General features: G+C 66.2%; 5 protein-coding genes. 4 read left to right on the top strand and 1 reads right to left on the bottom strand.

All coding sequences use genetic code 11. From position 1 onward, the window contains the following. Positions 1-416: 416 nt before the first annotated feature. The gene (cynS, locus tag ACYQ2W_RS24890; RefSeq protein ID WP_459873496.1) at positions 417-857 is read right to left on the bottom strand and encodes a cyanase; all 441 of its coding nucleotides are present in this window, start codon (positions 855-857) and stop codon (positions 417-419) included. 306 nt (positions 858-1163) lie between these two features. On the opposite strand from cynS, the gene ACYQ2W_RS24885 reads away from it, so the two are divergent. From ACYQ2W_RS24885 to ACYQ2W_RS24870, 4 genes are all read left to right on the top strand, one after another. After that, entirely contained in the window at positions 1164-1970 is an 807-nt protein-coding gene (locus ACYQ2W_RS24885) for an ABC transporter ATP-binding protein (protein WP_459873493.1), read from the top strand. Between the two features lie 52 nt (positions 1971-2022). Further along, a complete protein-coding gene (locus ACYQ2W_RS24880) occupies positions 2023-3261 on the top strand; it encodes an ABC transporter substrate-binding protein (protein ID WP_459873491.1) in 1239 nt (412 codons plus the stop codon). After that, positions 3258-4100: an ABC transporter permease gene (locus ACYQ2W_RS24875; RefSeq protein WP_459873489.1), complete on the top strand. Its 843-nt coding sequence runs from the start codon at positions 3258-3260 to the stop codon at positions 4098-4100. The genes ACYQ2W_RS24880 and ACYQ2W_RS24875 overlap by 4 nt, the downstream gene beginning before the upstream one ends. A gap of 394 nt (positions 4101-4494) precedes the next feature. Further along, positions 4495-6105 carry a sigma-54 interaction domain-containing protein gene (locus tag ACYQ2W_RS24870; protein ID WP_459873486.1) on the top strand — a complete coding sequence of 537 codons (1611 nt, stop codon included), beginning with the start codon at positions 4495-4497 and terminating at the stop codon, positions 6103-6105. The last annotated feature ends 112 nt before the right edge of the window (positions 6106-6217 follow it).

The raw sequence follows: 6217 nt of genomic DNA, 5'->3' as shown, positions 1-6217 counted from the left end.
GGCGCCCTGCGGGTGAGTCGCTGGGCGGCCATCCGCCGCGTCCCCCACATGGATGTGGGGGAGGGGCGAGAGCAGGACGCGGGAAGCCTTGCGCCCTCTTGAGGCAGGGCGGCTGCCCCGGCGAGGGCGCGCCTTGCGGCTGACCGCCCAGCGACTCACTGATGGCCGATTTGTGGGTAAGAGGCAGGGGTAGCCTGGATGGAGGGCTTCCGGAATCCAGGTTTTCCCACGAACGGTACCGTCGCCCCGGATTCCGCTACGCTCCATCCAGACTACCGTTTCCCACCCACCTCCCCGGCCGGGCCGCTCGCGCTACCGTTCACGGATTTCGAGAAAGCCACGGACGATCTTCAGCCCGTCCTCGCCCGAGGTCTCCGCCTGGTAGTCAATGAAGTATCGACAGGTTCAGCGAGCCGCTACCAGGATTTGTAAGGCAGGAACTTGCCGTTCAGGGTCACCACCACGCGGTCCCCGGCCGGGTTCTCCTCCTTGTCGATCTTCATGGTGAAGTCGATGGCGCTCATGATGCCGTCGCCGAACTTCTCGTGGATCAGCTCCTTGATGGTCTCGCCGTAGACGCCGACGATCTCGTACCAGCGGTAGATGACCGGGTCGGTGGGCACCATCTGGTCCCACTTCTTGTTCGGGAACTCCTGCAGCGCGGCGGAGAGCTCGGCGCCGAGGCCGAGGAACTCCGCCAACGGGTCGGCATTCGCCTTCTCCAGATGGTTCATGCCCAGGCACGCCGAGACCACGTATTCGGGGGCCAGGCCGGCGGCCGCGGCGATCGCCTCCCAGGTCGCCCCCTTGGACTTCTTCGCTTCGAGGATCGCATCGCGCATTTCGGACTTGTTCATGGTTGGTACCTTCAAGGTGTTGGTCTACACGGGTCCCCACGAGCGGGGGTCACGGGACCAAAGCACGCCTCGTGCCATTCAACATAATCCTATGTTTTGATTTTAATTCCTTCTCAGAAAGGGCGAATTGTCCGTATTGGCAGCGAGAGATCGGGCGGTTTGTCAGACAAAGTCGACAATGTTGACCAATAAACTTAGGCATACCCAAATCAACATACTAACCAACTGAAATAAAAAGATAAAAAAGGATGGCATGCTACCTGCTAAACCTTTCGTCAAACCGACAGCGTGACGAAAGGGTCCGACATGGCAGCCAACATCAGCATCGACTACATCACCCACACCTTCAGGGGGCAGGCGGCGCCGACCCTGAAGGAGATCGAACTCAACATCGCCCCGGGCCAGAAGATCGCCCTGATCGGGCGCAGCGGGTGCGGCAAGTCCACCCTGCTGCACATGATCGCCGGCCTCCTGATGCCCTCCGAGGGGTGCGTGCGCATCCACGGCCATCAGGTCGCCAAGCCGAGCGCCAAGTGGAACATGATGTTCCAGAAGCCCTCCCTCTACCCGTGGATGAACGTGCGCCAGAACGCCGAGCTGGGATTGATCCTGGCCGGCGCCAGGGACCCGGAGAAGATCAACCGCCTGCTCGACCTGGTCGGCCTCGGCGACAAGGCCGAGGCCAGCGTGCAGAGCCTCTCCGGCGGCCAGCAGCAGCGCGTGGCGCTGGCCCGCTCGCTGGCCACCTCGCCCGAGGTGCTGCTGCTCGACGAGCCCTTCTCCGCCCTCGACGCCTTCACCCGCGCATCCCTGCAGGACGAGGTGACGCGCATCGCCGAGCGCGAGAACCTCACCCTGGTGCTGGTCACCCACGACATCGACGAGGCGGTGGCGATGGCCGACCGGGTGCTGATCATGTCGGCCAACCCCGGGCGCATCGTCGGCGAGATGGCGGTCGATCTCCCCTACCCCCGGGACCGCTCCGCCGCCGCCTACACCCGCACGCGCCACGCGCTGATGACCCGCTTCGAATCACTGGTCGGCGGCCACGAGACGGCCACCGACGCCCCCACGGAAAGCCACCAGGAACGGGAATCCGCCAAGGCGGCCTGACAGCCCCGCCGCCGGTTCCGCCCCCCCTCCCCCCTTTAGAGGACCTCCCTTCATGAGCAACTCCGAACACGACGATCTCGACTACCTGGCCCGCCACGAGATGAGCCGCCGCGACTTCATGCTGGACATGCTGGCGATGGGCGGCCTGGCCGCCTCGATGAGCCTGCCCGGCCTCGGCATGGCCGCCACCGCGGTACCCGACGACGAGGTGGTGCGCATCGGCTACCTGCCGATCACCGACGCCACCGCGCTGCTGGTCGCCCACGCCATGGGCTTCTTCGAGGAGGAGGGGCTGAAGGCGGAGAAGCCGACCCTGATCCGCGGCTGGTCGCCGCTGGTCGAGGGCTTCGCCGCCGGCAAGTTCAACCTGGTCCACCTGCTCAAGCCGATCCCGGTGTGGATGCGCTACAACAACCAGTTCCCGGTCAAGATCATGTCCTGGGCGCACATCAACGGCTCCGCGCTGGTCGTCGGCAAACACACCGGCGCCGAGGAGTTCAAGGACCTCGGCGGGATGCAGGTCGCCGTCCCCTACTGGTACTCGATGCACAACATCGTGCTGCAGATGGGGCTGCGCAGCGCCGGGCTGAAGCCGGTGATCCGCGACCAGAGCGCGCCGCTGGCCAAGGACGAGGTGAACCTGATGATCATGCCGCCGCCGGACATGCCGCCGGCGCTGGCGGCGAAGAAGATCGACGCCTTCATCGTCGCCGAACCGTTCAACGCCTTCGGCGAGCTGAAGGCCGGCGGCAAGATGCTGCGCTTCACCGGCGACATGTGGAAGAACCACCCCTGCTGCGTGGTGTGCATGAACGAACAGACCGTGGCGGCCAAGCCGGAGTGGACCCAGAAGGTGATGAACGCCATCGTCCGCGCCGAGATCTACGCCCAGCAGCACAAGGAGGAGGTGGCGATGATGATGTCCAAGGACGGCAAGCGCTACCTGCCGATGCCGGGCAAGGCGGTGGTGCGCGCGATGACCTACTACGACGAGGCCGACTACGCCAAGCCCCACGCCATCCGCAATCAAGCGGAGTTCGGCAACGGCCGCATCGACTTCTCGCCCTACCCCTACCCGTCGGCCACCAAAAAGATCATCGAATCGATGAACCAGACCCTGGTGGCCGGCGAGAACACCTTCCTCGAAGGGCTCGACCCCGAATTCGTCGCCAACGACCTGGTCGACTACCAGCACGTCAAGGCGGCGATGGAGAAGTACAAGGGGTGGGAGACGGCGCCCGGCGTCGACCCCGCCAACCCCTACGAGCGCGAAGAGGTGATCAAGATATGAACGGCGCGGCACGCACGATTTCCGTCGACGACGCGGGCCCCGGGGAGAGCGCCATCGACTGGGGCGGCATCGGGCGCTGGCTGCTCTCCCGCGTCGGCTATCCGGCGGGCGGCATCGCCGGCCTGCTCCTCGCCTGGTGGCTGGGCGGCTGGCTAATCGCCAACAACCCCGACACCGCCTCGTTCGCCGACTTCGCGCCGGCACCGGCCTTCGAGCGGCTGACGGAGCTGGTGGGCAACGGCTACGTCTGGAAGGCCTCGCTGCCGAGCCTGGAGCGGATCGGCCTCGGCCTGCTGTGGGCAACCCTCGCCGGCGTGCCGCTGGGGGTGGCGATCGGGCTGTATGCCGGCCTGCGCGAACTGACCCACGTCCCCTTCCAGTTCCTGCGCATGATCTCGCCGCTGGCCTGGATGCCGGTGGCGGTGCTCGCCTTCGCCACCTGGGACGGCGCGATCGTCTTCCTGATCGCGGTGGCGGCGATCTGGCCGATCCTCTTCTCCACCGCCCAGGGGGTGCGCCGGATCGACCCGCTGTGGTTCAAGGCGGCGAAGAACCTGGGCGCCGGCGGCTTCCAGATGCTGCGCCGGATCATCCTGCCGGCGATCGGCCAGGACATCTTCGCCGGCATCCGCCTGGCGGTGGGCGTCGCCTGGATCGTGCTGGTGCCGGCGGAGTACCTCGGGGTGACCAGCGGGCTCGGCTACGCCATCAACGACGCCCGCGACACCCTCGAATACGACACCCTGGCGGCGATGGTGGTGGTGATCGGGGTGATCGGCTTCGTCCTCGACGCGGTCTGCGTCAGCCTGATCCGCCGCTTCAGCTGGCATCACGGATAACGACGCCCCCCGTAGGTCGGCGCTACCGCGCCGACGCGAACGGAGGCAGCGGCCTCACCGCCGCGATAACCGCTCCGAATGGCCTGTCCCCTTCGGAAAACCCGGAAGATGATGATGGAGCGGTGCCCCCCTCCCCCCTCCTGTAGGAGCGGCCCCTAGGCCGCGATGATTCGAAGCACCGCCCTTGCACTTTGACTAGCGGCGGCGGGCAACGGAAAGGCCATCATCGCGGCCTAAGGGCCGCTCCTACAGGCGAACCGGCACCCCGACTCCCTTGAAAACATTACGGTTTTGCGAGCTGGCGCAAAACCGCCGCTCGGTGACGAAGTCGCTTGCAATCATCGGACAAACATCTCTAATGGACCCCCGTAAAGACAATTCCGAGGTTTGCTTGATGGTCAAGCGGTCACTCGCCACCACTCCGGAGTCGGAGCTACTGGTGCTGCAGGAGGCGGCCAAACTCATCACCCGATCCACCAACCCCGAGCCGGCGATCCAGGGGATCCTGCGCCTGCTCTCCCAACTGCTCGGCCTGAACCGCGGCCGGGTGCTGCTCCCCTGCCCCGAGGACGGCACCCTGAAGATCACCCACGCCTACGGCCTGACCGCCGAGGAGCGCGACCGCGGCCACTACTTCATCGGCGAGGGGATCACCGGCAAGGTGTTCCAATCGGGCCGCGTCGCCCTGATCCAGAACATCGACGAAGAGCCCGAATACCTCGCCCGCGCGGTCGACCGCACCACCCTCCCTGAAGAGGCGGTGGCCTTCATCGCGGTGCCGATCATCACCGACGACTACCCGGTGGGGGTGCTGGCGGTGCACCGCCTGCGCAACCGCACGCGCCCGTTCCAGCGCGACGTCGCCCTGCTCCAGGTGGTGGCGACGCTGGTCGGCCAGGTGCTGCGGGTCAAGGACCTGGTCGCCGAGACCACCCGCGACCTGCTGTCGGAAAACCTGATGCTGAAAAGCACCCTGGAGAGCAAGGCGGTGCACTACGGCATCATCGGCCGCAGCGCGGTACTGCAGCAGGCGATCCACCAGGCGCTACAGGTGGCGAAGACCGCCACCACCGTGCTGCTGCTCGGCGAATCGGGCACCGGCAAGGAGCGCTTCGCGCGCATGCAGCACCTCGCCAGCGACCGCGCCGAGGGGCCGTTCGTCAGTATCAACTGCGCGGCGATCCCGTCGAGCCTGATCGAGTCCGAACTGTTCGGCCACGAAAAGGGGGCGTTCACCGGCGCCACCGCGATGAAGCGCGGCAAGGTGGAGATCGCCTCCGGCGGCACCCTGTTCCTCGACGAGATCGGCGACCTCGACCTCGACCTCCAGGCCAAGCTGCTGCGACTGCTGGAGCAGAAGGTGGTGCAGCGGGTCGGCAGCAACAAGGACCTCCCGGTGGACGTGCGGATCGTCGCCGCCACCCACAAGAACCTGCAAGAGGCGGTCAACGAAAACCGCTTCCGCCTCGACCTGTTCTACCGGCTCAACGTCTTCCCGATCCGCCTGCCGCCGCTGCGCAGCCGCCAGGGCGACGTACCGATCCTCGCCCACCACTTCCTCAACAGTGCCAACCAGGAGTTCGAGCGCCGGCTCGCCTTCGGCGCCGGCGCCATCGAGACCCTCGACGGCTACCCCTGGCCGGGCAACATCCGCCAGTTGGAGAACCTGATCAAGCGAGCGGTGCTGCTCAGCAACGAACAGACCATCTCCCGCGAACTGATCAAACGGATCCTCGCCGACGAAGAGGGAATCGCCTCACCGGACGCCACCCAGGGCCACTTCGTCCGCGAGCCCCACCCCAGCCCCGACACGCCCACCCCGATCCGGCCGCTACGCTCCACCGACCACCTCCGCCCCTACGCCCGGGTGCAGGCCGACGAGGCCGAACAGATCGAGGAGGCGATCCGCCACTGCATGGGCAACAAGACCCGCGCCGCCTACAGCCTGGGGATGACGCCGCGGCAGTTGCGCTATCGGATCAAGAAGTTGGGGTTGAGCGTTTGATTCCGGCGCCGGTGCCACAGTGGCGCGGCGTCGTTTTGACCATGAAGGGCATGAAGGAAGAACATGAAGGGGCGATTTCATTGTCGGTGCGGCACCTAAGGGCCCGCGAAAA

Source organism: Endothiovibrio diazotrophicus (assembly GCF_054657215.1).
This window is presented reverse-complemented; position numbering and strand designations above follow the sequence as displayed.

Excerpts from the sequence above, each read along its gene's own strand:
- ACYQ2W_RS24885 (WP_459873493.1), top strand. The coding sequence starts at position 1,164 with ATGGCAGCCAACATCAGCATCGACTACATCACCCACACCTTCAGGGGG.
- ACYQ2W_RS24880 (WP_459873491.1), top strand. The coding sequence starts at position 2,023 with ATGAGCAACTCCGAACACGACGATCTCGACTACCTGGCCCGCCACGAG.
- cynS (WP_459873496.1), bottom strand. The coding sequence starts at position 857 with ATGAACAAGTCCGAAATGCGCGATGCGATCCTCGAAGCGAAGAAGTCC.
- ACYQ2W_RS24875 (WP_459873489.1), top strand. The coding sequence starts at position 3,258 with ATGAACGGCGCGGCACGCACGATTTCCGTCGACGACGCGGGCCCCGGG.
- ACYQ2W_RS24870 (WP_459873486.1), top strand. The coding sequence starts at position 4,495 with ATGGTCAAGCGGTCACTCGCCACCACTCCGGAGTCGGAGCTACTGGTG.